This is a genomic window from Bradyrhizobium sp. (assembly GCF_049581145.1).
Taxonomy (GTDB): Bacteria; Pseudomonadota; Alphaproteobacteria; order Rhizobiales; family Xanthobacteraceae; genus Bradyrhizobium.
The window spans coordinates 1-2,115 of sequence record NZ_JBAURI010000462.1; the positions used below are offsets into that span (position 1 = coordinate 1).

The window sequence follows — 2,115 nt, forward strand, 5'->3', positions numbered from 1 at the left end:
GCTGAAATCCCGGGCATTGCCGGCGTGATCGCGGTGGCATCGGGCAAGGGCGGCGTCGGCAAATCGACCACCGCGCTCAACCTGGCGCTGGGCCTGCGCGATCTCGGTCTGCGGGTCGGACTGCTCGATGCCGACATCTACGGCCCCTCGGTGCCGCGGCTGACCGGCATTCACGAGAAGCCGCAGCTCGACGACGATAAGAAGATGATACCGATCGTGCGCTTCGGCCTTGCGATCATGTCGATCGGCTTCCTGGTCGAGGAAGACACCGCGATGATCTGGCGCGGGCCGATGGTGATGTCGGCGATCACGCAGATGCTGCGCGACGTCGCCTGGGGCACGCTCGACGTGCTGGTGGTCGACATGCCGCCCGGCACCGGCGATGCGCAACTGACGCTGGCGCAGAACGTGCCGCTGAAGGGCGCGGTGATTGTCTCCACGCCGCAGGACCTGTCGCTGATCGACGCCCGGCGCGGGCTTGCGATGTTCCGCAAGGTCAATGTGCCGGTGCTCGGCATCGTCGAGAACATGAGCTATTTCCAGTGCCCGCACTGCGGCACGCGGTCCGACATTTTCGGCCATGGCGGGGCGCGGCACGAGGCGGAGCGGCTGGGCGTTCCGTTTCTCGGCGAGATCCCGCTGCACATGTCGATCCGCGTCACCTCGGATGCCGGCAACCCGGTTGTGGTCAGCGAGCCGGACGGCCCGCACGCGGCGATCTACCGCGCCATCGGCGCAAAAGTGCGTGATCAGCTGCAGGGCGTCATCGCCGCGGCCTGAGCCGGTTTTCCAGCGATATGCGACTTTGGTTCAGTGCTGTCATGCCTTCGTCGCGTTTTCGCGCGCCGCGCATCCGTGATAAAGCCGCCGCCGGAGCGTCGTCGGTTTGACGCAGGACAGGATTCGCCGAGCCAGGAGCTTGGCAAGCCTCAAGGGCTTGGCAAGCGTCCAGAGCTTGGCAAACAAGCGCGCGAGCTTGGACGATACGGGAAACCTCCCGAACGTAAGGAGATGGATTGATGAAGCGTCGTGATTTCCTGAAGGTTTCGGCAACCGGCGCAGCGGTCGCTGCGGTGGCGTCGCCCGCGATCGCGCAATCCTCGCCCGATATCAAATGGCGCATGACGTCAAGCTTTCCGAAGTCGCTCGATACGCTTTACGGCGCTTCGGAGGAGTTCGCGAAATACGTCGCCGAAATGACCGACAACAAATTCCAGATCCAGATCTTTCCCGCTGGCGAGATCGTTCCGGGCCTGCAGGCGCTGGATGCGACGTCCAATGCCACGGTCGAGATGAGCCACACCGTCTCCTACTACTATGTCGGCAAGGACCCAACCTTTGCGATCTATGCCTCGGTGCCGTTCGGGCTGAACGCCCGGATGCAGAACTCGTGGTGGTATCAGGGCGGCGGAATGGAGCTCGGCAACGAGTTCTTCAAGAAATTCAGCGTGATCGGTTTTCCCTGCGGCAACACCGGCACCCAGATGGGCGGCTGGTTTCGCAAGGAGATCAAGACGGTTGCCGACCTCTCCGGTCTGAAATTCCGGATCGGCGGCATCGCGGGCCAGGTACTGCAGAAGGTCGGTGTGGTGCCGCAGCAGCTTGCCGGCGGCGACATCTATCCGGCGCTGGAGAAGGGCACCATCGACGGCGCCGAATGGGTCGGCCCCTATGACGACGAGAAGCTCGGTTTCCAGAAGGTCGCGAAGTATTACTACTATCCGGGTTTCTGGGAAGGCGGCCCGACCGTGCACGCCTTCTGCAATCTCGATAAGTGGAATTCGCTGCCGAAGAATTACCAGGCGATCATCAGCAACGCGACAGCCGCCGCCAACCAATGGATGGCGGCGCGCTACGACATGCAGAACCCGGCGGCACTGAAGCGCCTGGTCGCCGGCGGCACCCAGCTGCGGCCCTTCACCAACGAAGTGCTGGAAGCCTGCCTGAAGGCGACCAACGAATTGTGGGCGGAAATTTCCGCCAAGAATCCCGACTTCAAGAAATCCATCGATGCGATGCAGGCCTACCGCTCCGACCAGTATCTGTGGTGGCAGGTCGCCGAGTACACTTTCGACAGCTTCATGATCCGCTCGCGCACCCGCGGCTGATCGTCCC

General features: G+C 63.0%; 2 protein-coding genes. Both read left to right on the forward strand.

From position 1 onward, the window contains the following. Positions 1–780, forward strand: a 780-nt coding sequence (locus WCB02_RS15265) for an Mrp/NBP35 family ATP-binding protein (RefSeq protein WP_423959142.1), incomplete at its 5' end; no start/stop codon positions are given. A gap of 239 nt (positions 781–1,019) precedes the next feature. Continuing rightward, positions 1,020–2,108: a TRAP transporter substrate-binding protein gene (locus WCB02_RS15270; RefSeq protein ID WP_423959143.1), complete on the forward strand. Its 1,089-nt coding sequence runs from the start codon at positions 1,020–1,022 to the stop codon at positions 2,106–2,108. Positions 2,109–2,115: the final 7 nt, after the last annotated feature.